This is a genomic window from uncultured Lacinutrix sp., from assembly GCF_947500605.1.
GTDB lineage: Bacteria > Bacteroidota > Bacteroidia > Flavobacteriales > Flavobacteriaceae > Lacinutrix.
In genome coordinates this window covers 68,239-93,963 of the sequence record NZ_CANMSJ010000004.1, presented here as the reverse complement: position 1 = coordinate 93,963, position 25,725 = coordinate 68,239, and the positions used below count along the sequence as shown (strand labels likewise).

Annotated in this window: 25 protein-coding genes; 15 read left to right on the top strand and 10 right to left on the bottom strand. The window is 31.4% G+C overall.

Annotation, left to right across the window (positions count from 1 at the left end; translation table 11 throughout):
- The first annotated feature begins 101 nt into the window (after positions 1-101).
- Positions 102-1,502, top strand: coding sequence for a LytTR family DNA-binding domain-containing protein (locus tag Q0935_RS07535; protein ID WP_299384065.1), 1,401 nt, complete (start codon positions 102-104; stop codon positions 1,500-1,502).
- A 69-nt stretch (positions 1,503-1,571) separates the two neighbouring features.
- On the opposite strand, the gene Q0935_RS07530 is transcribed toward Q0935_RS07535, so the two are convergent.
- Positions 1,572-2,726, bottom strand: a complete 1,155-nt coding sequence (locus Q0935_RS07530; protein ID WP_299384062.1) for a 5-(carboxyamino)imidazole ribonucleotide synthase — start codon at positions 2,724-2,726, stop codon at positions 1,572-1,574.
- A 125-nt stretch (positions 2,727-2,851) separates the two neighbouring features.
- Between Q0935_RS07530 and Q0935_RS07525 the strand changes: the two genes are divergently transcribed.
- Positions 2,852-3,961 carry an adenylate kinase gene (locus Q0935_RS07525; RefSeq protein WP_299251000.1) on the top strand — a complete coding sequence of 370 codons (1,110 nt, stop codon included), beginning with the start codon at positions 2,852-2,854 and terminating at the stop codon, positions 3,959-3,961.
- 268 nt (positions 3,962-4,229) lie between these two features.
- Entirely contained in the window at positions 4,230-5,228 is a 999-nt protein-coding gene (gene obgE, locus Q0935_RS07520; RefSeq protein ID WP_299251002.1) for a GTPase ObgE, read from the top strand.
- Positions 5,229-5,282: 54 nt separating this feature from the next.
- On the opposite strand, the gene Q0935_RS07515 is transcribed toward obgE, so the two are convergent.
- Positions 5,283-5,732, bottom strand: a complete 450-nt coding sequence (locus Q0935_RS07515) for a hypothetical protein (RefSeq protein WP_299384058.1) — start codon at positions 5,730-5,732, stop codon at positions 5,283-5,285.
- Between the two features lie 130 nt (positions 5,733-5,862).
- On the opposite strand from Q0935_RS07515, the gene Q0935_RS07510 reads away from it, so the two are divergent.
- Both Q0935_RS07510 and Q0935_RS07505 read left to right on the top strand, forming a co-directional pair.
- Complete coding sequence (locus Q0935_RS07510; RefSeq protein ID WP_299384056.1) at positions 5,863-6,378, top strand: DUF4136 domain-containing protein; 516 nt, start codon at positions 5,863-5,865, stop codon at positions 6,376-6,378.
- A gap of 76 nt (positions 6,379-6,454) precedes the next feature.
- Positions 6,455-7,585, top strand: coding sequence for a DinB family protein (locus Q0935_RS07505; protein WP_299384053.1), 1,131 nt, complete (start codon positions 6,455-6,457; stop codon positions 7,583-7,585).
- A 34-nt stretch (positions 7,586-7,619) separates the two neighbouring features.
- On the opposite strand, the gene Q0935_RS07500 is transcribed toward Q0935_RS07505, so the two are convergent.
- Entirely contained in the window at positions 7,620-8,222 is a 603-nt protein-coding gene (locus Q0935_RS07500; RefSeq protein WP_299384051.1) for a methyltransferase domain-containing protein, read from the bottom strand.
- 72 nt (positions 8,223-8,294) lie between these two features.
- On the opposite strand from Q0935_RS07500, the gene Q0935_RS07495 reads away from it, so the two are divergent.
- From Q0935_RS07495 to Q0935_RS07485, 3 genes are all read left to right on the top strand, one after another.
- Positions 8,295-8,753 (top strand): RNA methyltransferase, encoded by a 459-nt coding sequence (locus Q0935_RS07495; RefSeq protein ID WP_299251011.1) that lies wholly within the window; start codon positions 8,295-8,297, stop codon positions 8,751-8,753.
- A 27-nt stretch (positions 8,754-8,780) separates the two neighbouring features.
- Positions 8,781-9,662 carry a GTPase Era gene (gene era, locus Q0935_RS07490; RefSeq protein WP_055435002.1) on the top strand — a complete coding sequence of 294 codons (882 nt, stop codon included), beginning with the start codon at positions 8,781-8,783 and terminating at the stop codon, positions 9,660-9,662.
- Between the two features lie 130 nt (positions 9,663-9,792).
- Positions 9,793-11,316: a choice-of-anchor I family protein gene (locus tag Q0935_RS07485; protein WP_299384049.1), complete on the top strand. Its 1,524-nt coding sequence runs from the start codon at positions 9,793-9,795 to the stop codon at positions 11,314-11,316.
- 41 nt (positions 11,317-11,357) lie between these two features.
- On the opposite strand, the gene Q0935_RS07480 is transcribed toward Q0935_RS07485, so the two are convergent.
- Positions 11,358-11,858 (bottom strand): GTP-binding protein, encoded by a 501-nt coding sequence (locus Q0935_RS07480; RefSeq protein ID WP_299251016.1) that lies wholly within the window; start codon positions 11,856-11,858, stop codon positions 11,358-11,360.
- Positions 11,859-11,957: 99 nt separating this feature from the next.
- Here Q0935_RS07480 and der point away from each other — a divergent pair, with 99 nt between their 5' ends.
- The 3 genes from der (at position 11,958) to Q0935_RS07465 (ending at position 16,930) form a co-directional block, all read left to right on the top strand.
- A complete protein-coding gene (gene der / locus Q0935_RS07475; RefSeq protein ID WP_299251018.1) occupies positions 11,958-13,265 on the top strand; it encodes a ribosome biogenesis GTPase Der in 1,308 nt (435 codons plus the stop codon).
- Positions 13,266-13,567: 302 nt separating this feature from the next.
- Positions 13,568-16,348: an outer membrane beta-barrel protein gene (locus tag Q0935_RS07470; RefSeq protein ID WP_299384045.1), complete on the top strand. Its 2,781-nt coding sequence runs from the start codon at positions 13,568-13,570 to the stop codon at positions 16,346-16,348.
- Positions 16,349-16,357: 9 nt separating this feature from the next.
- Positions 16,358-16,930 (top strand): hypothetical protein, encoded by a 573-nt coding sequence (locus tag Q0935_RS07465; protein ID WP_299384042.1) that lies wholly within the window; start codon positions 16,358-16,360, stop codon positions 16,928-16,930.
- Position 16,931: 1 nt separating this feature from the next.
- Here the strand turns inward: Q0935_RS07465 and Q0935_RS07460 are convergent, their stop codons facing one another.
- Genes Q0935_RS07460 through Q0935_RS07435 form a run of 6 tightly spaced genes read right to left on the bottom strand, consistent with a single transcriptional unit; the run spans position 16,932 to position 20,685 of the window.
- Positions 16,932-17,405 carry a YgcG family protein gene (locus Q0935_RS07460; RefSeq protein WP_299384039.1) on the bottom strand — a complete coding sequence of 158 codons (474 nt, stop codon included), beginning with the start codon at positions 17,403-17,405 and terminating at the stop codon, positions 16,932-16,934.
- Between the two features lie 23 nt (positions 17,406-17,428).
- The gene (locus Q0935_RS07455) at positions 17,429-18,310 is read right to left on the bottom strand and encodes a YgcG family protein (RefSeq protein WP_299384037.1); all 882 of its coding nucleotides are present in this window, start codon (positions 18,308-18,310) and stop codon (positions 17,429-17,431) included.
- Positions 18,307-18,747: a TPM domain-containing protein gene (locus Q0935_RS07450; protein WP_299384034.1), complete on the bottom strand. Its 441-nt coding sequence runs from the start codon at positions 18,745-18,747 to the stop codon at positions 18,307-18,309. Before Q0935_RS07450 ends, Q0935_RS07455 begins: the two co-directional genes overlap by 4 nt.
- 3 nt (positions 18,748-18,750) lie before the next feature.
- Complete coding sequence (locus Q0935_RS07445; RefSeq protein WP_055435077.1) at positions 18,751-19,347, bottom strand: LemA family protein; 597 nt, start codon at positions 19,345-19,347, stop codon at positions 18,751-18,753.
- Positions 19,348-19,384: 37 nt separating this feature from the next.
- Positions 19,385-19,714 carry a MerR family transcriptional regulator gene (locus Q0935_RS07440; RefSeq protein ID WP_055435009.1) on the bottom strand — a complete coding sequence of 110 codons (330 nt, stop codon included), beginning with the start codon at positions 19,712-19,714 and terminating at the stop codon, positions 19,385-19,387.
- Positions 19,714-20,685: a M23 family metallopeptidase gene (locus tag Q0935_RS07435; RefSeq protein ID WP_299384031.1), complete on the bottom strand. Its 972-nt coding sequence runs from the start codon at positions 20,683-20,685 to the stop codon at positions 19,714-19,716. Before Q0935_RS07435 ends, Q0935_RS07440 begins: the two co-directional genes overlap by 1 nt.
- 220 nt (positions 20,686-20,905) lie before the next feature.
- On the opposite strand from Q0935_RS07435, the gene alaS reads away from it, so the two are divergent.
- Genes alaS through Q0935_RS07415 form a run of 4 tightly spaced genes read left to right on the top strand, consistent with a single transcriptional unit; the run spans position 20,906 to position 25,678 of the window.
- Positions 20,906-23,521: an alanine--tRNA ligase gene (alaS, locus tag Q0935_RS07430; RefSeq protein ID WP_299384028.1), complete on the top strand. Its 2,616-nt coding sequence runs from the start codon at positions 20,906-20,908 to the stop codon at positions 23,519-23,521.
- A 10-nt stretch (positions 23,522-23,531) separates the two neighbouring features.
- Positions 23,532-23,906 carry a hypothetical protein gene (locus Q0935_RS07425; protein WP_299384026.1) on the top strand — a complete coding sequence of 125 codons (375 nt, stop codon included), beginning with the start codon at positions 23,532-23,534 and terminating at the stop codon, positions 23,904-23,906.
- Positions 23,907-23,923: 17 nt separating this feature from the next.
- Complete coding sequence (locus Q0935_RS07420; protein ID WP_299384023.1) at positions 23,924-24,733, top strand: tetratricopeptide repeat protein; 810 nt, start codon at positions 23,924-23,926, stop codon at positions 24,731-24,733.
- On the top strand, positions 24,734-25,678 hold the full coding sequence (locus tag Q0935_RS07415; RefSeq protein WP_299384020.1) for a GSCFA domain-containing protein: 945 nt from the start codon (positions 24,734-24,736) through the stop codon (positions 25,676-25,678).
- Positions 25,679-25,725 lie beyond the last annotated feature (47 nt).

The window sequence follows — 25,725 nt, the reverse complement described above, 5'->3', positions numbered from 1 at the left end:
TAACAAATTTCACGCTTTATTGAGATGTAAAAATATTAGCATACTTTATTAAATATGTCTAATCACAATATTTGTAAGTGTATTTGTATAAAACAAAAAATATGAAATACTGCTTTACAAGAAAAATATTGATAGCTTTTTTAGCTATAAGTTTAATTACCACAAATTGTTTATATAGTCAAACTAAAGATTCTATTGAGGTTGTATTAAACAATTTAAACAGAAAAGCTCATGTTTTAAAGAATAACTCTGATAGCTTACATTATTATACTAATAAAATAATAAAATTAGCCGACGAATATAATTTGCCTATATATAAGATACGAGCATATTCGGTTTTGAGTTCAGCATATAGATTGAAAAGAGAATATGAGAAAAGTTTAGATTTTTGTCATAAAGCTAAAAATTTATCTGGAAAATTAAATTATACGCGCGATTATTATAATAATTTAAACACTATTGGTTTAATTCATTTAAGAACTTCTTATTATGATTCTGCTGTTCATTATTTTAGAAAAATAGAAAAATATTATTTAAATGAAAAACCAAGCCTATTATTACATAGAACTAGAATGAATTTAGGTAATGCTTATCTAAATATGGATAGTTTAGATTTTTCTTTAATTAATTATAAATTATCTAATAATGGGTTTAAATCAATAAAAAGACAGCCTAAAGTAAACATTAATCTTGTTAATTTGATTACTGCAAACAACTTGAGCATCGCAAGAATATATTTCTTGAAAAACGATTTTATTAATAGTTTAAAATATGCAGATTCATCTTTGTTATTAGCGGAAAAGAATAAAAATTTTAGAATATTGCCATCTATTTATATGGTTAAAACCAATATTTACAATGAATTAGGAAATGTTTCAGAATCTAAAAAATATGTAGAACTACAAATTTTAAGTGATACATTAAAAGTAAATCATAGTCAAATTTCACAAAGAGAGCCTAGAAATTTGAAACAAAGAGCACGAGATATTAATGATAATAAAGAGAGAAATATTAAATTCCTGGAAGAGAAAGCTGTTGAACTATCGTCTTTTAAAAAAGCATTTAATAAAAACAGAATAGTATATAGTTTGCTGTTATTTGGTGTATTCTTACTAGCTTTTTATTCATTTATAAGATGGAAAAAAACCGACAAGAAAAAACAACTATTAGCTATAGAGAACGAGAAAACAAAAACGGAATTAGAAACCGTGAAATCTTTAGTGACTAATGATTACATCGTGCTTAAAAATAAATCTAAAGTATATTTAAAAGAACTTATTTATGTAAAGTCCGATGGGCATTATCTAAATCTTTTTACAACCACAAAAAAGGAATTCGTGCGTGGTAAGATTTCAGAAATGGAATCTGAATTACCACCAAATTTTGTGAAATGTCACAGATCTTATATCGTCAACGAGAATTTTGTAAAACAATACAACAGTACAGAAGTGTCTATGGAAAATGGAGATAATATTCCATTATCTCGTGGTTTTAAATTTTAAATTTTTCTCAAAAAAAAACACCTTATTGTTATTAGAAGTAAAGTGTGTAATAGTAATTTAGAACTCTTATTATTTACTTATAACTTTTATAGTCTTCTTAACTTCTTCAGCAATCTTACGTGCTGTATTTAAATCTTCATTAACAATAGTAACATGACCCATTTTTCTAAATGGTCTTGTTTGTTTTTTGCCGTAAATATGTGGTGTTACACCATCCATTTTCATGATCTCTGCAATGTTTTCGTAGATAACATCACCTGTATAACCTTCGGCACCAACTAAATTAACCATAATACCACCAACTTTGCTATCGGTTTTGCCTAACGGTAAATTTAATATAGCACGAATATGTTGTTCAAATTGAGAAGTGTAACTCGCTTCTATAGTTTGGTGTCCAGAATTATGTGGTCTTGGAGCAACTTCGTTTATTAAAATAGCATCGTCTTTAGTTTGAAACATTTCTACTGCTAAAAGACCAACATGATTAAATGCTTTCGATACTTTTAAAGCAATATCTTGAGCTTTTTTAGCAACAGCTTCAGGGATTCTAGCAGGGCAAATAACATATTCTACCTGGTTAGCTTCGGGATGAAACTCCATTTCTACAACAGGATATGTTTTTACTTCTCCATCTAGGTTTCTAGAGACAATAACTGCAAGTTCATTTTTAAAATCGATAAGTGCTTCTGCAATACATTCGCCTTTTGGTAAATCTTTTAGATCATCCATTGCGCGAACTACTTTTACGCCAGTTCCATCGTAACCAAATTGAGCGCTTTTCCAAACAAAAGGGAATTCTAATCCGCCATTTAAAATAGCATCTTCAATTTCTGAAGCATAAGCAAATCGAGAAAATTCTGAAGTCGGTAAATTATTGTCTAAATAGAATAATTTCTGTTTTGCTTTATTCTGTATTACTCTTAAATTCTTAGAGCTTGGATATACTTTTATACCTTCTTTTTCTAATTTTTCAAGCGCATCTACATTAACGTTTTCAATCTCGAAAGTTAAAACGTCTACTTGCTTTCCAAAATTGTAAACAGTGTCAAAATCCATTAAATCACCTTGAGTGAATGCATTGCAAGCCATCTTAGAAGGTGCTTCGTCGCTTGGATCTAAAACATAAGTTTGGATGTCGAATTTTCTAGTGTTGTAAAGCATCATTTTGCCTAATTGTCCACCACCAAGGATGCCTAATTTAAAATTTGAAGAGAAATAGTTCATTTTATTGTTGAAATTAGAGTAGCAAAAATACATTTTATAAAGTGAAAATGCCCTAAAATCATGAGTCAAAAATCGTATTTCGATTAACAAATACGTATCTTTGCCACTTTCTTAAAACGAATATAATGATTAAGCTACACGACAAATATTTTAAGCCTTTTATTTCTGCTAAAGAAATAGATACAGCTGTGTCTAAAATGGCTACAGATTTAGCTAACGATTTAGGAGATGAAATACCTGTGTTTATTGGCGTTCTTAATGGTTCGTTTATGGTGGTTAGTGATTTTGTGAAAAAATATCCTAAACCATGTGAAGTTACTTTTATAAAACTTGCCTCTTATGAAGGTGTTAAATCTTCAGACGATATTCAACGTTTAATAGGTTTAACTCAAGACTTATCAGGTAGAACAGTCGTTATTCTTGAAGATATTATAGATACAGGAAAAACGCTTCACGAAATCCACAGAATTTTTAAAAATGAAGGTGTAAAACAACTCCTAATAGCAACATTGTTTTATAAACCAGAAGCATATAAAAAAGATTTTAAATTACATTACGTTGGTATAGAAATTCCTAATAAATTTATTGTTGGCTACGGTCTGGATTACGATGGGTTAGGAAGAGACTTACCAGAAGTATATCAATTAAAAACAACACAACACATGACTAATCTAGTATTATTTGGTCCTCCAGGAGCAGGTAAAGGAACACAAGCTAATTTTTTAAAGGAAAAGTATAACCTTGTACATATCTCGACAGGAGATGTGTTTAGGTTTAATATGAAAAACGAAACTGCTTTAGGTAATTTAGCAAAATCGTACATAGATAAAGGTGCTTTGGTTCCAGATCAAGTTACTATAGATATGCTTGAGGCAGAGGTAGAAAAAAATGCAGATGCTAAAGGATTTATTTTCGATGGTTTTCCACGAAATGAAACACAAGCTGAAGCGTTAGATAAAATGTTAGATGCTAAGGATTCTAAAGTAAACGCAATGATTGCTTTAGAGGTTGAAGATGAGGTTTTAGTAGAGAGATTACTAGAAAGAGGGAAAACTAGCGGTCGTAAAGACGACTCAGACGAGAGTATAATTCGTAATAGAATAAAAGTATATTATAACGAAACAGCAATATTAAAAGATTACTATTCTGCACAAAATAAGTATTACGGTGTCGATGGTTTTGGTAGTGTTGGCGATATTACAGAACGTTTATGTTCTAGTATCGATAAGTTGTAAAAATTGAATTTAGTAGTATTACATAGTCCCATCGGAACATTTCAGGTTATAATACTGTTTGTAGCGTTATTGTCTTTTGTTTTATTTTTCTTTGCGTTTATAAGCGCTATTTTAAATAAATTCAAGGATAACGATAAGTTAATGTGGGTGTTGATAATATTACTTGTACCTTTTTGGGACCAATAGTTTATTTTACTATTGGAAGAAAAAGGAGAATTAAAAAAAGCATAATTGCTTATTAACAAAAATAGAGTAAAGGATAATAATTATGACAGAAGGAAATTTTGTTGATTACGTAAAAATGCACGTAACCTCTGGTAAAGGAGGTTCAGGTTCTACGCATTTACACCGCGAGAAATATCTTGCAAAAGGTGGACCAGATGGTGGAGATGGTGGACGTGGAGGCCATATAATATTAAGAGGGAATCCTAATCTTTGGACTTTAATACATTTAAAGTTTAAAAGACACGTTCGTGCTGGACATGGAGGAAATGGTAGTAGTGGAAGAAGTTCTGGTGCAGATGGAGAAGATATGTATGTAGACGTGCCTTTAGGTACAGTTGTTAGAGATACAGAAACTGACGAAACACTTTTTGAAATTACCGAAGAAGGTGAGGAGAGAATTGTAGCTACCGGAGGAAAAGGTGGTCGTGGTAACTGGCATTTTAAAACATCTACAAACCAAACACCACGTTATGCACAGCCTGGAATTCCTATGGAAGAAAGGGATATTACTTTAGAGCTTAAATTATTAGCAGATGTTGGTTTAGTTGGTTTTCCAAACGCAGGAAAGTCGACACTATTATCTGTAATTACTTCAGCAAAACCAAAAATTGCAGATTACGAGTTTACAACACTAAAACCTAATTTAGGTATTGTAAAGCATCGTGAGTTTCAGAGTTTTGTAATGGCAGATATTCCTGGTATTATAGAAGGTGCAGCCGAAGGTAAAGGTTTAGGTTATTACTTTTTACGCCATATAGAACGTAACTCTATTCTATTGTTTTTAATTCCAGCAGATGCGCCAGATGTTAAAAAACAATACGATATTTTATTAGACGAATTACGTCGTTACAATCCAGAAATGTTAGATAAAGATAGATTTATCGCCATTTCTAAATGCGATATGTTAGACGATGAGCTTCAGGCAGAACTTAAGGAGGAACTTGATAACGAGTTACCAATACCTTATGTGTTTATTTCATCTGTAGCGCAACAAGGCTTACTTGAACTTAAAGATTTACTTTGGGGAGCATTAAATCCTTAAAATTTTTCAAACTATATATAAAAGCTCTTAATGTAATTAAGGGCTTTTTTTATGCTATTTTTTAAGTTTTAATAAAACGGTATGTAAAGTGTCAAAATCATCAGTGCCTACAAAAAATGTTTTCGAATTAGATTTTATTTTAATAGCACTTCCAGTGCTTACATTATATAGTAGGCCATGTGGTGTCAATCTAATACCAATACCATAAAGAGCAGGTGTTTTAATGTTTTCTATAGAATCGTAATTAATATCTTTAATTTTTAGCGAACGTTTAAATAATCCTATTCCAAATTTAGCTTCTATTTTTTTGCTATCAATTGTAATGGTTAATTTATAAAATGTTAAACCAATTAAAAGGAAGAGCAGCATAAGAATTACCAAAACAGATAAGGGTATTGGATTACTTCCGGTTTGTAGAATAAAAAGAGTGGCTATAGAAATAGCAACTATACTTATAATTCCTGTTATTAATTTTCCGTATTGTGTTTTTTTATAGAGTGTCATGCTGTGTGTAATTTAGTAATTATACATCAAATATAAAAAGCAAATGGTATTAAAAAGTTAAAGTTATAACGAACGGTCTACAGGCATAGTAAATGGTATTATTTTTGTTATTTTTATAAAAAAAGCAATTATGAAATTTTTAAAATATTTATTATTAGTTCTTTGTGTTACTTCTTGTGCTCCAATTTATGTGAACTACGATTATGAGAAAGCGACTAATTTTTCAGAATACAAAACCTATAATTTCTTTAGTAATATAGAATCTGGTTTAAATGGATTAGACGAAAAACGTTTAATCTCGGCATTAGAAGCAAAGCTAAATGCAATGGGTTTAGAGAAATCTGAAAACGCTAGTTTTTTTATAGACATTAAAAGTGAGGAGTTTGAGTCGAGTTCTAACAGTACTGTTGGTTTAGGTGTTGGTGGAGGTTATAGTGGTGTTTCTGTAGGAATCCCTTTTGGTAAAACTAATATTAACAAGCAAATTACTATAGAGTTTGTAGACGAATCTAAAACAGGATTATTTTGGCAAGCCACGAGTGAGTGTTCTTTTAAGCAAAATCAAAAGCCAGAAAAAAGAGAATTGCGCTTTCAAGCTATTGTAGAAAAAATGTTGGAAGGTTTTCCGCCAGAGACTAATAAGTAATGTTTTTTTAGAAACTGTAACAATATATTACAGAAGCATACCTATAGTTTTAATATCAACATAAATTAACCAACCAATGAAAAAAGTAACAATCCTTTTTGCAACATTACTGTTTAGTATTATGGTAAATGCGCAATCGTCAGTAACAGTATCAAGAGAATGGACTTCTTTTAGTCAGTTCTTAGATATTCAATCAAAAACAAAAAAGAAATTCAAAATTACAGCTTCTGTAAAAGTAGAAACAGAAGACGGTCAAGCTTGGGCAGGTGTTTGGGCAAGAGTAGATAATAGTGAAGGTGGAATGGGTTTTTTCGATAATATGGGAGATCGTCCAATTACATCTAATGAGTGGCAATCGTATACGGTTGAAGGTACAATAGATAAAAGCTCAAAACGCTTAAATTTTGGAGGTTTATGTTTAATGAATGGTAAATTTTATTTCGATGATTATAAATTATTTATCGAAAATGATAAAGGAGTTTTAGAAGAAGTACCAGTCGATAATGCAAGTTTCGAAACTGTTGTAGATAATAATGTTATTCCAAAATGGAGTCAAGGAGTTTCAAAAGGAAAAACGGTTAAAGTCGAAGAATATAATGTTACTTCAACTACAGATGTAGCTAAAGGTAATTCAGCTTTACTAATAGAAGGAAGTGGTATTGTACCAGAAATAGTCTCTATAGGAGACATTGAAGGTGCTTCTCCTCAAATTGGTAATATGATTTCTATGTTAGAAGATTTGAAAAATCGAGTTGAAAGTAGAGTAAAAAACATGTCTATATACGAGCTAGATCACTTACACGATGAAAACGCGAACAGAATTGGTGCATTAATTATGCATTTGGCTGCTGCCGAAGCATATTACCAAGTAGCTACTTTCGAAGGGAGAAATTTTAATGATGAAGAAAACGAAAAATGGGGAGCAGCTATGTCTTTAGATCAAGCAGGTAGAGAACAATTTAAAGGCCATGATGCAAAATATTATTTAGATATTTATAATGAAGTAAGAGCAAAAACGATTGAAGAATTAAAAAAGCGAGATGATAAATGGTTCGAAGAGCAGCAGCCAAGTTTTGGTTGGACAAACGAGTACTGCTGGTTTCATGTTATGGAACATCAATCTAGTCACTTAGGTCAGATATTATTTTTAGCAAAACGAATTCCACCAGAAGCTAAGCTTGAGCTTCCAGAAAACATAAAAGATTAATTAAAAAAGGTTTCCGATAAGGAAGCCTTTTTTATTATAAGTTATTTATAAAAATACCAAACAACTCATTTCTATTAGAAATAGAATTATAACACGTTTCAAAGGTCTTAACCTTAAAATAAGGTTCTAAATAAGATAAGTATAGTGCTTTATCGCCGCCAAAAGGACGTTTTTCTAAATCGCCAGTAAGCGGAATATCAAACCATAAACCAGCAAGTTTTCCATTTGTGTTTAATAACTTAGACATCTGTTTAGCGTAGGTTTTTCGGGATTCTTCTAAAGGAGGGAAAGAACAAAAAAAGGTTTGCTCGATAATTAAATCGTAAGTTTTATTATGAGTAAAAAAATCAGCTTGTATTAATTGAGCTTCAGGAAAATCTGGATTTCTCTTTTTAAAAGCCAAGAGTGGCACTTCAGAAATATCTAAAATAAATACATTTTTAAAGCCATTACTAAAAAGATATTCAGCTTCATAAGCATTACCAGCTCCCGGAATTAAAATTTTTAATTCTTTATTTTCTAATTGATCAAAATAAGTTTTTAAAGGTGTAGAAGGATAGCCAATATCCCAACCGGTTTTATCTTCTTTATAACGTTGCGTCCAATAGTTTTTTGTTTCCAGGTCTTCATTTTTCATCTTCAATTTTTATTAAAATTAAAAAATAAAGTCTTTTAAGACTAATTTATTTAACTTTTATATTTTTGTAAAATGATTGATAACTTCGAAAACGAATATTTTGGAATTGGTATACAAAATGGTAAAACGCCAGAAAATTTAGGTGTCCTGTGGCGAACTGCCCAGAATTTAGGTGCTAGTTATATTTTTACTATTGGTAACCGCTATGCTAAACAGGCTTGCGATACGCACAATGCAGTAAAGTCTATGCCTTACTTTCATTATAATACGTTCGAAGATTTCTATAACAACATCCCTAAAGGAGCAAGATTGGTTGGTGTTGAGTTAGATGATACTGCGGTAGATTTAGAAACCTTTCATCATCCAAGACGTTGTGTCTATTTACTAGGTGCCGAAGATCACGGATTGTCTAAGCAAGCAATAGAAAAAAGTCATTTTTTAGTAAAATTTAAAAGCGAATTAAGCTTAAATGTTTCCGTTGCCGGAAGTATTGTGCTTTACGATAGAGGAATAAACAAACCAAGGTCGTAACTTTGCAGTCTGTAAAATAAGAAGATAATGAGTCATAAAGCAGGTTTTGTAAATATTATAGGTAATCCTAATGTTGGTAAATCAACATTAATGAATGCTTTTGTAGGTGAAAAACTATCAATAATCACATCTAAAGCGCAAACAACGAGACATCGTATTTTGGGTATTGTAAATGGTGAAAATTTTCAAGTAGTATTAAGTGATACTCCTGGAATTATTAAGCCTGCATACGAGTTACAAGCTTCTATGATGGATTTTGTTAAGTCGGCTTTCGATGATGCAGATTTACTTATTTACATGGTAGAAATTGGAGAAAAGGAATTAAAAGATGAGGCCTTTTTTAATAAAATTACTAGCGCTAAAATTCCTGTTTTATTATTATTGAATAAAATCGATAAGTCTGATCAAGCGCAATTAGAAGAGCAAGTACAGTTATGGGCAGAAAAAGTGCCAAATGCTGAAATTATTGCTATTTCTGCTTTAGAAGGATTTAATGTAAAAGAAGTATTCGATAGAATTATTGAGTTACTTCCAGAATCTCCTCCTTATTATCCAAAAGATCAATTAACAGATAAGCCTGAACGTTTTTTTATAAACGAAACCATTCGTGAGAAGATTTTAATACACTACAAAAAAGAAATCCCTTACGCTGTAGAAATAGATACCGAAGAGTTTTTTGAAGAAGAAAAAATTATTAGAATACGTTCTGTAATTATGGTCGAGCGCGAAACACAAAAAGGTATTATTATTGGACATAAAGGCGCTGCTTTAAAAAGAGTAGGAGTAGAGGCTAGAAAGGATTTAGAAAAATTCTTTGGCAAGCAAATTCATTTAGAGCTTTATGTTAAAGTAAATAAAAACTGGAGAAGTAATCAGAGGCAGTTAAAACGTTTTGGGTATAACCAGTAATTAAAGTTTAATTAACCTTTGGTTAATTTTAAACCTAGATTTTTATTAAATACTAATCATTTCTTTATTTTGGCTTGACGTTTAGTTTACGTTGGAGTTTCATTTTTGTTGCTAATTAACAAACCAAATAATGAAATTTTTAAAACAAACTACTATTGCGTGTCTAGCGCTATTTACTTTTGCTTGTCAAGATGATGACGACAATGTTGTAAGTCTAAACAATAACTTAAATACAGAAGTTAATTTTCAGTACAAAACAACAATAAATGTTGGAGGTGAAGCTTCGGCAGAGATTTCTGCATTCGATGCTTTAACAAAAAAGTTATTTGTTACCAATAGTGAATCTAATGAGATTTCTATTTATAATATTTCAGATTTAGATACACCTGTACAGGAAGCTTCAATAAATTTAAATGCTTACGGTGCCCCTAATAGTGTAGCAGTTTCTAATGGAAAACTAGCTGTTGCAATAGAGGCTGATGTTAAGCAAAATCCAGGTAAAATTTTAGTTTATAATACTTCAGATGCATCTTTAATTAATCAATATACTGTTGGTGCGCTTCCAGATATGGTTACGTTTTCTAATAATGGTAATATTATTTTATCGGCGAATGAAGGAGAGCCTAATGATGATTATACGGTAGATCCTATGGGAACTGTTAGTATTATAGATATTAATGATGATTCTGTTACAACTTTAGATTTCTCAGCATTTAACGGACAAGAAGCTTCTTTAGAAGCTCAAGGCTTTAGAGTTTTTGGACCAAATGCAAACTTAGCAACAGATGTTGAGCCAGAGTATATTGCTATTTCAGACGATTCTCAAAACGCTTGGGTAACTTTACAGGAGAATAATGGAATTGCAAAAATAAATCTATTAACTAAAACGATAGAGGCTATTTACCCATTAGGTTTTAAAGATTATAGTTTAGCGCAAAACTCTTTAGATGCTAGTGATAAAGATTTGGTGACTGAGCTTAAAAACTGGCCTGTAAAAGGAATGTACCAACCAGATGCTATTGTTTATGTAAATATTGGAGGAACAGAATATGTGATTTCTGCAAACGAAGGCGATTCTAGAGATTACGATGGCTTTAGTGAAGAGGAAAGGCTTAAAGATTTAACTTTAGATGAAACTATTTTTCCAGCTTCGTTAGAATATTTAAATGATGAAAACTTAGGAAGATTAAAAGTTACAACAGCGTTAGGTGATACTGATAACGATGGTGATTTAGAAGAGATTTATAGCTATGGTGCGCGTTCGTTTAGTATTTGGAATGCTAACGGAACATTGGCTTACGATAGTGGTAATAGTATAGCAACAGAAACATTAGCATTAACTCCAAATCAATTTAATGATGAAGATGGTAGAAGTGATGATAAAGGTGCTGAGCCAGAAAGTGTAGATGTTTTAAATATAGGAGACCAACGTTATATTCTTTTTGTAGGTTTAGAGCGTACAGATCAAGTTATGGTTTATGATATAACAAATCCAACCGCTCCAACTTTTTTAGCAATTTTATCTCATAGTGGAGACGAAGCGCCAGAAGGCTTGCTGGTTGTTCCTGCAGAAGATAGTCCTAATGGAAAAGACTTATTAATTGTGTCTAATGAAGATAGTGGTACAGTTACATTCTACGAAAATCAGCAATAGTAATGCATAACATATAGATTGCACAAAGGCCTTAGTTTTTACTAAGGCTTTTTTAATACGCTATTCATAAAATTATTTAATAAATGCATTTCGGCATTGCCTTTAGCTTTTCCTAATCGTCCGCTAAAGTAAAGTGTAAACCAAATAATAACCATAAAAAAGGCTAGCGTTAGTTGAATAGAATAACTGTTTTGTAAAGACCAATTTGCATAAGCCCAAGTTGTAAAACCAATAAATAAGCAGATAACTATAAAGTGAAGAAACATAAAAAGGGTCCATATTGTTGGATTCGGACCAAATAAACCATGAATAGTGCTGGTCTTTTTATCTTCATTTTTATTAATCTCCAAATGTAGTTGAGGTGACCAAAAGTGCTGTTTTTCTTTAGGGATTCTAATAAACACATGATCATCCACCCTAGAAACTATAAAATCTTTTTGTGTTGTTTTAGAGTTTTCAAAAAGACTTAAAAGCGCCTCGTTATCCTCGTTAACCTCATGTTTAAAACGCGGTCTTAAAATTATTTCGTTAGATAATGACATTTTTAATGTTTTAAAAATTCAATTTACATTTTTTTCTATAACTAAACACTACCTTTGCAGGCGCTTACAGGATATGTAATGCAGACTAAAACGAAAAATATGAGTAATATAGTAGCAATTGTAGGAAGACCAAACGTTGGAAAATCAACATTTTTTAACCGTTTAATACAACGTCGTGAGGCGATTGTAGATGCCGTAAGTGGTGTTACAAGAGATCGTCATTATGGAAAGAGTGATTGGAATGGAAAGGAATTTTCATTAATAGACACAGGAGGTTATGTAAAAGGAAGTGATGATATTTTCGAAGCAGAAATCGATAAGCAAGTAGAATTAGCTATCGACGAAGCAGATGCCATTATATTTATGGTAGATGTTGAAGATGGAATTACTGGAATGGATGAGGATGTTGCTAAGCTATTACGTAAAGTTACAAAACCTGTTTTTTTAGTTGTTAATAAAGTAGATAATGGAAAACGTGCCGAAGATGCTGTAGAATTCTACAGTTTAGGTTTAGGAAATTATTTTACAGTTGCAAGTATTAATGGTAGTGGAACTGGAGATCTATTAGATGCTTTAGTTGAAGCGCTTCCAGAAAAAGAACAAGAAGAAGAAAAAGACGAATTACCAAGATTTGCAGTAGTTGGTCGTCCTAATGCAGGAAAATCTTCTTTTATTAATGCTTTAATTGGAGAAGATAGATACATTGTTACAGATATAGCAGGTACAACAAGAGATTCTATAGATACTAAATACAACCGTTTTGGTTTCGATTTTAATTTAGTTGATACTGCTGGAATTAGAAAAAAATCTAAAGTAAAAGAAGATTTAGAATTCTATTCTGTAATGCGAAGTGTGCGTGCTATAGAACATGCAGATGTTTGTTTAATAGTTGTAGATGCTAATAGAGGTTTTGATGGTCAAGTGCAAAACATCTTTTGGTTAGCTCAAAAAAATAGAAAAGGTATTGTAATATTAGTAAATAAGTGGGATTTAGTAGAGAAAGACCATAAAACCACTAATGCATTCGAAAAGCACATACGTAAGCAGTGCGAACCATTTACAGATGTGCCAATTGTATTTATTTCAGCTCTAACAAAACAACGTATTTATAAAGCAATTGAAACTGCTGTAGAGGTTTATAAAAACAGAACTAAGAAAATTAAAACAAGTGTTTTAAACGATACGTTCTTACCAATAATAGAAAATTATCCACCGCCAGCTTACAAAGGTAAATTTGTGAAAATTAAATACATTATGCAGTTGCCAACAGCGCAACCTCAGTTTGCATTCTTTTGTAATTTACCACAGTATGTTCGTGATCCTTATAAGCGTTTCTTAGAGAATAAATTACGTGATTTATTTGATTTTAAAGGTGTGCCGGTAAGTGTATACATGCGTAAAAAATAAGCACTTAAAAAGTGTGTTGAGTTTATATTCTAGATAAAAATTAAGAATATAAATAATAAATTATAATGAAGCTTCTATTTAATAGTTAAATAGAAGCTTCATTTTTTTTTTGTATAAAGAAAGTAAGAATTACAAGTAATAAAATTAGATGTTAGAGAGTTAGTGATTTTAACATTTACCTAATAAATAACATAATAGATTGAAACTTTATAATTTCTTTAAGATTTTCATACTATAACTATATTACTTTCGTTTTTTATTTTACGCTTAAAATAACCATCAATCACTAAACCAACCCAATCATGCGCAAACTATTATTTTTTGCAACACTTTTATGTGTGTCATTCTCATTCTCTCAATCTAAAGATTTTAAAGTTACAGGTAAATTAGTTGATGCAGAGGATCAATATCCAATGGAAGCCGCTACAGTTTTTTTACAACGTGTTAAAGATAGCTCTCTAGTAACTTATACTATTTCGGATAAAGACGGAATGTTTACATTGGAAGAATCAACTTCAGATGAATATTTAAACTTTTTTGTGTCTTACATAGGTTATAAATCCTATTCTAAGAAAATTAAAATGGACAAAGAAGCACAGGATATTGGTACAATAGCTTTAGAAATTTCTAATGCTTTAGATGAAATTGTATTAAAATCTACCGCTCCTGTTACTATTAAAAAAGATACTTTAGAATTTAATGTTAAGTCTTTTAAAACTAAAAAAGATGCAAATGTAGAAGATTTACTAAAAGAATTACCAGGTGTCGAGATAGATGAAGAAGGTAAGATAAAAGTAAACGGTAAAGAAGTCAATAAAATTTTAGTAAACGGGAAGCCTTTCTTTGGAAACGATCCATCAATTACAACTAAGAATTTAACTAAAGATATTATTGAAAAAATTCAAATTGTAGATACTAAAACTAAAGCAGAAGCTTTTTCAGGTGAAGCTGGAGACAAGGAAAATAAAACAATAAACCTTACTATAAAAGAGGAGAATAATAAAGGTGTGTTTGGTAGAGTTTCTGCTGGAGGAGGAACAGATGAACGCTATGAGTTTGCAGGTATGGTTAATATATTTGACAACGACCAACGTATTAGTGTATTGGCTGGTGGTAATAACACCAACTCACCAGGATTTAGTTTTGGAGAGATTTCTAAAATGTTTGGTCGTGGAGGAAGTACTTCATGGAATAGTAATGGTTCTTTTTCAATTGGAGGACGATCTTTTGGAGGAGGAGCTGGTATTACTACTTCTCAAAACACTGGTTTAAATTATGCCGATAAAATAGGTGAGAAAACAGAAGTGTCTGGAGATTATTTTTACTCTTCTAGTAACTCTGTAAACGAATCTTCTTCTCAACGTGAAACGATTTTGTCTGACTCTCGATTCTTTACAAATTCATCATCAAATTCAGATAATGATACAGATAGTCACACAGCAAACCTAGATTTTGAAATTGAAACAGATTCAACTTTTCAAATTAATATAGCACCGTCATTTAACTATTCTAAGAGTAGAACATTATATAATAGTAGTGATAAGACTTTAGACGAGGATAGAGTGCTTACCAATCAATCTGCTGTTAACTCAAATGTAGAAAGTGTTGGAAGAGATTTTTCTAACGAGTTAAGTGTAACTAAACGTTTTGGAAGTAAAGGAGCATTTTTACGTTTTGAATTAGAGAATAGTATTAACAAAAATGAGAGCGACGATTTTCTTAGTTCTAATACCGAAATATTTGGTACTAGTCCAGAAACTATTAATAGAAATCAATTTACAGATGGCGAAAAAAATAGTAATGGTTTAAACGCGGAGTTAACCTATAGACTACCATTGGTTGATAAGAAGTTATTCTTGAATTTTGAATATGAATATGCACGTGATAAAGACGAAAATAGAGAAAGTACATACGATTTTAATACTACGTCTCAAGAGTATTCAGATTTCAATACAGAATTAAGTACCGATTTCGAATATACCGATTCTAGAAGTATTCCTGGAGTTGCTTTAAGTTATAGAGGTGAGAAGTTTTCAAGTCGTTTTAAGTTAAGTTATAACATGCGTACTCTTAAAAATCAAGATTTATTAAGACCCGAGTTTAATGTAGAACGCGATTTTAATAACATGCAAATTAGCTCTTATGTAAACTATCGTTTCAGTCCGAAATCTTCAATTTATGCGAACTATAGATTAAGTAATGATCCGCCAGCATTAAGACAATTGCAAGCATTTACAGATGTTTCTAATCCATTAAATACAATTGTAGGTAATTCAAATTTAGAGCCTGCAAAGAGCCATAGCGTATATATTGGTTATAATGGTTTCGATTGGCAAAAGAAAACAGGTTTGTATGTAAATGCCAATGCAGAAATAACAAATAATCAAGTAATCTCTAAAACGACAGTAGATGCAGAAACATTAAAAAGAATTACTACTTACGAAAATGTAGATGGTAACTATAATGTAGGATTATATGGTCGTTATAGTAAAGATTTTAAGTTAGATTCTATTAGAAAAATAAAATTTAAAGCAGGTGCTTGGACTAATTTATCGAAAAATATAAACTTTAATAATGATGTGCAGTATGCGAGTAATGTAACTTCAGTTACACCAAATATTGGTGTTGATTTTATTTGGGATAAAGTTTTAGAATTTAAACCATACTACAGAATTACATTTACTAACAATAAATATGATATCGAGACTTTCGAAGATAGAAACTTTACAAGTCATGATGCAGGAATTAGAACGGCTACTTTTTTACCTAAAAAGCTAGAATGGAGAAACGATATTAGCTTTAATTATAACCCGAATATCGCAGAGGGTTTTCAAAAAACGGCATGGTTCTGGAATTCTACTTTAGCATATTCTGTATTAAAAGATCAAGGAGCGGTAACATTAAAAGTGTACGATTTATTAAATCAAAACACCAATGCTAGACGTGTAGCTACTCAAGATTATATTCAAGATTCGCAAAGTACAGTGTTAGAGCAGTACTTTATGCTAAGTTTTAGTTGGAAATTTAATAGCTTAGGATCTAAAGGAGAATCTAAAGATAATGGTATGTACTTTTTTGACTAAATTACATACATGAAATTTTATATACTTTTATTGTCGCTATGTTTTACATACATAGGTTTTTCTCAAAACATGCCTAGTAATCCTAAAGCAGGAGAATGTTATGTAAGGTGTCGTGACAATAATAGTAAATTGCTAGAATGGAAAAAGATTGATTGTGATGTGGTTAATGAAGGGAGTCCGTTAGAAATACAAAACCTTAGTAAAGGTGTTTTTAGTGAAAAGGACAGGAAGGTTATAAAAAAGAAACTCGTTAAAATCCTTAAAAAAGGATTTACTGTTGAGCTCCTCTCTCATTATTATTCTAATAGATCAGATTCTATAAATCAATTAAGATCCATTCAAAATGGAAAAGCTTTATTCAGCTATTTAGATACAGAAGGTGCAAATACTAGGCAGTTACTAATTTCAGCTTATGGAAACTCTAAACCATTAGAAGACTGTTATAGTCTTAAATGTGCTGATTATTATATTAAAAATACACGTATAGAATATAGAGTAGTAAATACTTCTACTAAGGAGAATGTAGTATGGAATTATGATAATGAAAAAAAGATTTGGTGCTATAAAGCCAAAGAAAATTAATTTATTTCCACTTACTAATAATAGAATCTAAACCAATGGTTACACCTTCAAAATAGAGGCTGTCTTTAAACCTTGGCACAATAGTTTGTTTAATAATTGTTTTAGCAATTGAATCTGTAATTACTTTTTCAACTCCATAACCAGTAGCAATTGCCATGTCTCTATCGTAATATGAAATCAAGATTAATAATCCATTATCCTTTTCTTTTATTCCAACACCAAGCTTCTGTGCTAAATTAGTAGCGTGATAGAGAATTTTCTCATTATTAGGAATAGAATCTATAGTGTAGATACAAATTTGGTTGGTAGTTAGTTTTTCGTAATTTATTATTTTTTCTGAAAGTTTTTGTTCTTCAGTAGCTGTGAATAAGTCGTTGTAATCTTGAACTACAGCATCAGAAATGGACGTTTTTGATGTATCATTATTGCACGAAACAACTAATAGCAAACAGGTAGTAATACAGAGTTTTTTCATTTTAAGAAAACTAAAGATAGTGTTTACCATCCTCCTGAAGCACCACCGCCTCCAAAGCCACCTCCACCGAAGCCACCTCCAAAACCGCCACCGCCAGAAGAGCTTCCGCCACCAAAACCGCCTCCAAAACCTCCAGAGCCGCTTCTGTAGCCTCCACGACCAGAATTACTAAGTATAATAGCTTCAAGGATGTCTCGAGTAGTATTACTTCCACCTCCAAAATTATCAGTACCATTTCCACCGCGTCGGTTTTTAGAAATTGATATTAGTATGATAATAAAGACTATAAATAAAAATAAGGCAACGCCAAATGGGAACTCACCACCATCGCTTTGTCTCGAACCTTTGTATTCGCCTTGCATGACTTCAAAAATAGCATCTGCACCACGGTTAAGTCCGCCAAAATAATCGTTCTGTTTAAAGTAAGGAATAATGTCGCGTTCAATAATACGTCGGGATATAGCATCCGTCATTAAATGCTCTGTGCCGTAACCAGTACTTATACCTATTTTTCTATCGTTTTTCGCTAATAGTATAAAAATACCATTGTCTTTGTCTTTATCTCCAATGCCCCAGTTTTGTGCCCATTGTGCACCTAAATAATTAATGTATTCTCCATTTGTAGATGCAATAATAGCAACTACTATTTGAGTTGAGGTAGTGTCAGAATATTTTATAAGCTTATGTTCTAAAGTTCTTTTTTGAGAAGAAGAAAGTAGTCCAGCATAATCGTAAACACTAGTTTGTCCGCCATTAGCTTTACTTGGTTTTTCTGGAATTTTATATTGAGAAAATGAAAATTGACTACTTAATAATAAGCCAATTATTAATAATACAAATGAAGTTTTTTTTAATTGGAGTAAGTAGTACTTACTATTTGTTGAATACTGCCTATTTAATCTCATCCTTTAGAAATGGTATTACTTAATTCATTTCTATCGTTTTTAGAAATAGGGAAATATTCTTTTAATTGCTGTCCAGCAAGTAAAATACCATCTACTAAAGCTTGTTTATTATTTCCGCTTTTAAGATGGTTTTGTATTGTGTTTTTTGTGTCGTCCCAAAAAGAATCTGGTACTACTGCATTAATACCTCTGTCTCCATAAATAGCAAAAGCTTTATCTTTTACAGCAATATATATTAGTACAGCATTATGTAGCTCTGTATTTTGCATTTTTAAAATAGAAAACACTTCTAAAGCTCGCGTTTCTATATCGGCTTTAGAAGTGTTCTCAATATGTACTCTAATCTCTCCCGAAGTTTGCTGCTCGGCCTCTCTAATGGCTGCGACAATTTCTTGTTCTTCGATAGTCGTTAAAAATGCTTCAACAGAATCTTGCATAGTTTAAAATTCTACTTTTGGTGCATTTTCACTTCCTGGTGCAGATTTAAATAAAGATAACGCACCTTTATTAATGTAATTAGCGACAAAGCTTGTTGGAAATTTAGCAATAAAGATATTGTATGCTCCTGCTAAATCGTTAAATCTATTACGTTCTACGTTTATTCTATTCTCTGTGCTTTCTAATTGACTTTGCAATTCTAAAAAGCTACGGTCTGCTTTTAGTTCTGGGTATCGTTCTACAGAAACTAATAATCTAGATAAAGCACCACTAAGCCCTTGTTGTGCTTGTTGAAACTTAGCCATGTTTTCTGGAGTAAGTGCACTTTGGTCAATGTTTATTGTTGGTTTGGTTGCTTCAGCTCTTGCTTTTATAACAGCTTCTAAAGTTTCTCTTTCGTGGTTTGCATAGCCTTTTACAGTTGAAACAAGATTTGGTATTAAATCCGATCTTCTTTGGTAAGAACTCTCAACGTTAGCCCATTGTGCTTTCGCTAAACCTTCTTTTTCAATAATCTCGTTATTAATTCCTATTCCCCATTTAAAGACTGCGAAAATTATTAGTCCAATAACAATTACAGGTATAAGCCATTTTTTCATAGTATTCGGTTTTTTAGTTGAGTCTTCTGGTAGTTGTTTATAATTCATTTTTAAGTTTTATAAGTTGTGCTTTAACGCCTTCTAATTTACTAATAATTTCAAAATTAGTAAGACTTTTCTGCTTTTCTTCTTTAATATGAACTTTTGCGCCTTCTAAAGTAAAGCCTCGTTCTTTTACTAAATGATAAATAAATTGAAGATTTTTTACATCTTCTGGAGTAAATTTACGATTGCCTTTTGCATTTTTCTTAGGCTTTAGAGCTTCAAATTCTTTTTCCCAAAACCTAATTAATGAGGTGTTGACACCAAAAGCTTTAGCGACTTCGCCAATAGCGTAATATCGTTTTTCTGGAAGGTCTATTAGCATTAATCTAAAGATTGGTTTTCTATAGAAGAACGGTCTAACAGTTTGCTATATTCTTCAGCAGTTAAACTACCGTAATAGAAATTTATGGGATTAATACGTTCTCCATCTTTAAAGATTTCGTAGTGTAAATGTGGTGCTTCAGAGCGGCCAGTACTTCCTACAAAGCCTATTAAATCTCCACGTTTTACCTTTTGGTTTTTACCAACATTGTATTTGTACATGTGGGCATATAAAGAAACGTAACCATAACCATGGTCTATTCTAATATGGTTTCCATATCCAGAGCTATTGCTATCTGCACGTTCCACTACGCCATCACCTGCGGCATAAATAGGCGTTCCTCTAGGTGCGGTAAAGTCCATTCCCCAATGCATTTTTCGGGTTTTGTTAAATGGGTCTGTACGCATACCGTAACCAGAGGCCATTCGTGTTAAATCTTCATTGTTAACAGGTTGAATTGCTGGAATAGTAGCTAGGAATTTTTCTTTTTCTTCAGCTAAAACAGCAATTTCATCTAAAGATTTAGATTGTACAACTATCCTTTTTTGAAGGATATCTATACGTTTATTACTCTCTTTTATTAGCTTAGAATTATCAAAACCTTCAAGTGCTTTATACCTATTTACACCTCCAAAACCGGCTTTACGCTGTTCTTCTGGAATAGGATTTGCTTCAAAATATAAGCGGTATATATTATTGTCTCTGTCTTCTACATTAGCAAGTACAGCTTCGGCTTCAGCCATTTTTTTGTTCAGTAAATCGAACTGTAATTGCATGTTACTTAATTCGCGTTTTAATGCCTTCTCGTTTGGAGATTCAAAAAACTGACTTCCTAAAAAGACAAAGAAAAATGCTAATAAAGCTGAAGAAAATAAAAAAGCTAGTAAGTACTTAAAAGTACGACGTTTTTTACGTGTAATTTTGCGATACGACAAGGTATCAGAATCATAATAATATTTTACCTTACTCATTATGTAAATTATACTATTTTTGCAATGAAATGAAGCTCAAAATCAAGCAACATTATTTACAAACGCAAAACAAATATATAAATTGTTTTCTAACGTTAGTAATTAGTTAAAGTAAGATTATTAACAATAGTATATAAAGCACATCATATCAAAAGTTTAGTGATAACTAAAAAATGAGGTTTGATAAGCTTTAATTGACAATAAAATAATAAATAAACAGATGAAATCTCAAGATATTCGCTCTACATTTTTAAATTTTTTCGAAAATAAGAAACATAGCATTGTGCAATCTGCACCAATGGTTTTAAAGGATGACCCAACGTTAATGTTTGTTAACGCTGGAATGGTACCATTTAAAGAATATTTTTTAGGAAATGGAGAGCCTAAAAACACACGATTAACAGATAGTCAAAAATGTTTACGTGTATCTGGAAAACATAACGATTTAGAAGAAGTTGGTTACGATACGTACCACCATACTTTATTCGAAATGTTAGGGAATTGGTCTTTTGGAGATTATTTTAAAAAAGAAGCAATAGCGTGGGCTTGGGAGTTGTTAACCGAAGTTTATAAAATAGATAAAGATATTTTATACGTTACTGTTTTTGAAGGTAGCGATGATAACGATAACCTCGATATGGATACCGAAGCTTACGATATTTGGAAACAATATATAGGTGAAGATCGCATATTAAAAGGAAACAAAAAAGATAACTTCTGGGAAATGGGAGAGCAAGGGCCTTGCGGACCTTGTAGCGAAATCCATGTAGATATTCGTACTCCAGAAGAAAAAGCTAAAGTTGATGGTAAAGATCTTGTAAATATGGATCATCCTCAAGTTGTAGAGATATGGAACTTAGTATTTATGGAGTATAACCGTAAAGCTAATGGATCTCTTGAAAACTTACCAAACAAGCATATTGATACAGGAATGGGATTCGAGCGTTTATGTATGGTAATGCAGGATGTAAAATCTAATTACGATACTGATGTTTTTACACCAATTATTCGTGAAATAGAAACTATTACAGATAAAGAATATAATAAAGACGAAAAAACAGATATTGCTATTCGTGTTATTAGTGATCATGTTCGTGCAGTTGCATTCTCGATTGCAGATGGGCAATTGCCTAGTAATACAGGAGCTGGTTATGTAATACGTAGAATTTTACGTCGTGCTGTACGTTATGGCTTTACTTTTTTAGATAAAAAAGAGCCATTTATTTATAGGTTAGTAGAGGTGTTAAGTAGTAGAATGGGAGAAGCTTTTCCAGAATTAAAACTACAGAAACAGCTTATTGAAAACGTTATTAAAGAGGAGGAAACTTCGTTTTTAAGAACATTAGATCAAGGTTTATTGTTATTAGATCGTATTGTAGAAACAACAAAAGGGAAAGAGGTTTTAGGAGCTAAAGTTTTTGAATTAAAAGATACTTATGGTTTTCCTGAAGATTTAACTGATTTAATCCTACGTGAAAAAGGATACACTTATAATGTAAACGAATTTAATGCACAATTAGAAAAGCAGAAAAGTAGAGGTAGAGAATCGTCTGCTTTAAAATCTGACGATTGGACTACTTTAATAGATGATGCAGAGCAAGAATTTATTGGTTACGATGCTTTAGAGGCTAATGTTAAAATTACAAGATATAGAAAAGTAACCTCTAAAAAGGATGGTGAAATGTATCAATTAGTATTTAGCTTAACACCATTTTATGCTGAAGGTGGAGGGCAAGTTGGTGATAAAGGTTATTTGGAAGATGAGCATGGAGATGTTGTTTATATTTTAGATACTAAGAGAGAAAATAATGTGATTATTCATTTTGCAAAAAACTTACCTAAGCATATAAATGAAACGTTTAAAGCCGTTGTAGATACTAAACAACGTTACAGAACAGAGTGTAATCATACAGCAACCCATTTATTACATCAAGGTTTACGCGAGGTTTTAGGAACTCACGTTGAGCAAAAAGGTAGTGCTGTACATTCAAAGTATTTGCGTTTCGATTTTTCTCATTTTTCTAAAGTAACTGCAGAGCAATTACAAGAAGTAGAGAATTTTGTAAACCGTAGAATCGAAGGTAAATTACCATTAGAAGAAAATAGAAATGTACCAATGGATAAGGCAATTGCAGATGGAGCAATGGCTTTATTTGGTGAGAAATATGGAGATGCAGTGCGTACTATTCGTTTTGGGCAATCTATAGAATTGTGTGGTGGAACACATGTTAAAAATACAAGTGATATTTGGCATTTTAAAATAACTAGCGAAGGTGCAGTAGCTTCTGGTATTAGAAGAATTGAAGCTATAACTAGCGATGCTGTTAAAGATTATTATACCGAAAATAGTAAAGTGTTTTCTGAAATGAAATCACTTCTTAATAATGCAAAGGATCCTAAAGATGCTTTGGTTAAGCTTCAAGGTGAGAATACCGACTTAAAAAAACAAATTGAAGGCTTATTAAAGGATAAAGCAAAAAACATTGTTGGTGACTTAAAGAATGAATTAACCGAAATTAACGGCATTCAGTTTTTAGCTAAAAAACTAGATTTAGATGCTGGCGGAATTAAAGATGTTTGTTTCGATTTAGGTCAGAATCAAAATAATGTATTCTTACTTTTTGCCACAGAACAAAACGGAAAAGCATTATTATCTTGCTACATTTCTAAAGAACTAGTGGCAAACAAAGGTTTAAATGCTGGAACTGTAGTTAGAGAACTAGGTAAATATATCCAAGGCGGTGGAGGTGGACAACCTTTCTTTGCAACTGCGGGAGGTAAGAATCCTGCTGGAATAGAAAAAGCTTTAAGTGAAGCTGAAAATTATTTAAATTAATAGATAAAATATGAAAGCGTTTTTGCTATTGCTAACCTTTATGGTGTCATTTTCTATTAATGCCCAAGAATTAAATTTGCCTAAGAATCCTAAAAAAGGCGAGCAATATATGTATTGTGTATCTTCATTAAATGGAGAAACTTTATGGCGTAAAACATTAATTAATCCAACTCAAAAAACGGTAAAGAAGATTCAGTTTCAGCTTATTTTTTTGGGATATAAAGTTGTTGAAACTGGGGTTTTAGATGTTCAAACTAAAAAACAATTAAAAGTTTTTAACGAAAACAATAATCTTGGCAGTTACGAGCAAATATTATATGATTCTCAAAAATTAATGAAGAAATTATATAAAAAGAAAAAGAAAATTTCCCGAAAAACTATTTAGGCTTAAATTTTAAATTAATGATAAAGAATAAACAGAAATTAACCTTGTTATTAATTAGTGTGTTTTTAATAGTTTCATCATGTGGTAATAAAAATAATAAAAAACCGGAGCATGTATTAACGATTAACGATGTTAATTTTGGAATAAGCGAAAGCGGATATCAAGACTACCTAGATTCTTTATTAGTGATAAAGCCAGATTCAGCATACTTATGGCAACAAAAATCGATGTTTCTTTATAAGGCGCGTAAATATAATTTGGGTAAACCATTTTTAAAGAAAGCAGCATTTCACGATCCAGAAAAATATTTAGATTATAGTGCGTTTATGAAATGCATTTTCTCGAAAGAATACAAAGAATCTATTACCGAATTTATGGAGTACAAAGAGCGATTTGGAGATTCGTATGTTATGGATCATACTTATAATTTTTATATTGCTTTAAATTATCTTCAATTAAATAAATTTAAAAAAGCTAAAGCGTTCTTAGTAAAAAGCAAAGAGCAACAGTTTAATGATTTTCCAAAAGATGCTCCAGAAGAGGCTTGTCATTTTTTAGATTGGTTTTATTTAGGAGTTGCCGATTACGAATTAGGTAATTTTAACGAAGCAATAGAGAGTTTTAATATGTCTTTAAAAGTGTATGCAAACTTTGCTGATGCCATGTTTTACAAAGCGAAATGCCTACAAAGGTTGAATAAAAAAGAAGAGGCAAATACGCTTTTTGAAGAAGCAAAAAACAATAAACAGTCAACTATAATCGAGGCTAATTCTTATTATGAAATATACCCATATCAAGTTTTTCATAAACAGAGAGTCGCTAATTAAATGAAACTACAAACACATATAAAACTCAAAAAGCAAGAGCATAGTCTTATCGATTATAATGCTAAGCTGTTGCTTTTTGGTTCGTGTTTTTCAGAAAATATTGGCAACAAATTCGAGTATTTCAAATTTCAAAGTATCTCTAATCCTTTCGGAATATTATTTCATCCTAAAGCGATAGAGAATTTAGTTTTAAGAGCTATTCAGCAAAAGGAATATGTAGAAAGCGATGTCTTTTTTCATAATGAACAATGGCATTGTTTCGATGCGCATTCACAACATAGTAATGTTTCAAAAGAAAAAATACTATCCGATTTAAATACTCAAATTCAATTAACAAATCAGCAAATATTAGAATCAACACATATTATAATTACACTTGGTACATCTTGGGTTTATAAATTAGTTGAAAGCGATAAAATAGTTGCTAATTGTCATAAAGTACCTCAAAAAGAGTTTAGTAAAATCTTACTTTCTATAGAAGAAATAAAGCAAAGTTTACAATCTATTATTGAGGCTATTCAATCTGTAAATAAAAACGCATCTATTGTATTTACAGTATCACCTGTAAGGCATATAAAAGATGGTTTTGTAGAGAATACACTTAGTAAGTCGCATTTAATTTCTGCTATTCATCAAGTAACAAATAGCCAAGTATCTTATTTTCCTTCTTTCGAGATAATGTTGGACGAACTTCGTGATTATCGTTTTTATAAAAGAGACATGTTACATCCTAATGAGACTGCCGTAGAATATATTTGGCAAAAGTTTCAACACGTTTGGATAGCTTCAGATGCACTTAAAGCAATGGGAGATGTAGATGTTGTTCAAAAAGGACTTAAGCATAAACCATTCAATGAGAATTCCGAAGCGCATCAAAAGTTTCTTCAGCAACTTGAAAAAAAGAAATTGAAAATACAATCAACAATTAAGTATTTGAAATTTTAAACGTAGGAAATTACGCTTGCTTTAAACACCTCAATTAGAGCTAAGTA